The following is a 2,114-nucleotide window of genomic DNA, read 5'->3' on the forward strand; positions in this document are numbered from 1 at the left end:
CCAAAAAATATTGAGCGCCGCCACTTCTTGCGCAACACCGGCGTGGTCGGCGTCGCCGGCGCAGGGCTTGCCGGCGGCTTCGGCAGCGCCGCGGCCCTGCTGCAAAGCCAAAAGGCGCATGCCGCCAGCAAAAACGGCGAGATCGCCATCGCTCCGGGCGAGCTCGACGAGTACTACGGCTTCTGGAGTGGCGGACAGTCCGGCGAGGTGCGCGTGCTCGGCATCCCTTCCATGCGCGAGCTGATGCGCATCCCGGTGTTCAACGTCGATGGTGCCACCGGCTGGGGCATCACCAACGAGTCCAAGCGCATACTGGGTGATTCGGCGAAGTTCCTCAACGGTGACTGCCACCACCCGCACGTCTCGATGACCGACGGCAGCTACGACGGCAAGTACCTGTTCATCAACGACAAGGCCAACACCCGGGTGGCGCGTATCCGTCTCGACATCATGAAGACGGACAAGATCACCACCATTCCCAACGTCCAGGCGATCCACGGCCTGCGCCTGCAGAAGGTGCCGCATACCAAGTACGTGTTCGCCAACGCCGAGTTCTTCATCCCCCATCCCAACGATGGGCAAGACATGGAGAACCCCGAGAATCACTACACCATGTTCAACGCCATCGATGCGGAGAGCATGGAGGTGGCCTGGCAGGTGATCGTCGACGGTAACCTGGACAACACCGACGCCGACTATACCGGCCGCTTCGCCGCCTCGACCTGCTACAACTCGGAAAAAGGTCTCACCCTGGCGGACACCATGCGCGCCGAGCGCGACTGGGTGGTGGTCTTCGACGTGCATGCCATCGAGGCCGCGGTCGCCGCCGGCGACTACCAGACCCTGGGCGATTCCCAGGTGCCGGTGGTCGACGGTCGCCACGGCTCCAAGCTGACCCGCTACATCCCGGTGCCCAAGAGCCCCCACGGCCTCAACACCTCGCCGGACGGCAAGTACTTCATCGCCAGCGGCAAGCTCTCGCCGACCTGCTCGATCATCGCCATCGACAAGCTGCCCGAGCTCTTCGATGACGCCATCGCCCCCCGCGACACCGTGGTCGGCGAGCCGGAACTCGGCCTGGGACCGCTGCACACCACCTTCGACGGCCGTGGGAACGCCTACACCACCCTGTTCATCGACAGCCAGATCGCCAAGTGGAACATCGAGGACGCCATCCGCAGCTACTCAGGCGAGGAGGTCACCTACCTGCGTCAGAAGATCGACGTCCACTACCAGCCCGGCCACAATCACGCCAGCCTGACCGAAACCCGGGACGCCGACGGCAAGTGGCTGGTGGTGCTCTCCAAGTTCTCCAAGGACCGCTTCCTGCCGGTAGGCCCGCTGCACCCGGAGAACGACCAGCTGATCGACATCTCCGGCGAGGAGATGAAGCTGGTGCACGACGGCCCGGCCTTCGCCGAGCCCCACGACTGTATCCTGCTACGCGCCGATCAGCTCAATCCGACCAAGCTATGGGATCGCAACGACCCCTTCTTCGCCGACACCCGGGCCCGGGCCGAGGCGGACGGCATCGACCTGATGAGCGACAACAAGGTCATCCGTGACGGCAACAAGGTACGGGTCTACATGACCTCGGTGGCACCGCAGTACAACCTCACCGAATTCAGGGTCAAGCAGGGCGACGAGGTCACCGTGACCATCACCAACCTGGATCGGATCGAGGACCTGACCCATGGCTTCTGCATGGTCAATCATGGCGTCGCCATGGAGATCTCGCCGCAGCAGACCGCCAGCGTCACCTTTATCGCGGATAAGCCCGGGGTGCACTGGTACTACTGCAACTGGTTCTGCCACGCCTTGCACATGGAAATGTTCGGCCGCATGCTGGTTGAGAAGGCCTGATAGCCCCCTCCGGGGCTGGGCAGCCGTCCGGCCCTGTCCTGTCACTCGCAATGTGTGGAGTGTGGAGACACGCATGACCCGACGACCGACTCTCGGCGTCCTCTTCCTGTTTCTTGCCGCCTGGCAGCTCTGCCTGCCGGGCGGCCTGTTGGCCGCCGACTGGACGGCCAGCCCCGGCGAATCGCTGCAGCCACTGGTCGATCAGGCCGACGACGGTGATCGCCTGCGGCTGCCGGCGGGGCGCTACCCCG

The 2,114-nt window shown here is 64.4% G+C and carries 1 protein-coding gene; it reads left to right on the forward strand.

What is annotated here, in order from left to right; translation table 11 throughout:
* The first annotated feature begins 9 nt into the window (after positions 1–9).
* Positions 10–1,863, forward strand: a complete 1,854-nt coding sequence (gene nosZ, locus ACESMD_RS02360) for a TAT-dependent nitrous-oxide reductase (protein ID WP_372609982.1) — start codon at positions 10–12, stop codon at positions 1,861–1,863.
* Positions 1,864–2,114: the final 251 nt, after the last annotated feature.

This window comes from Halomonas sp. (genome assembly GCF_041689495.1).
Classification (GTDB): domain Bacteria; phylum Pseudomonadota; class Gammaproteobacteria; order Pseudomonadales; family Halomonadaceae; genus Halomonas.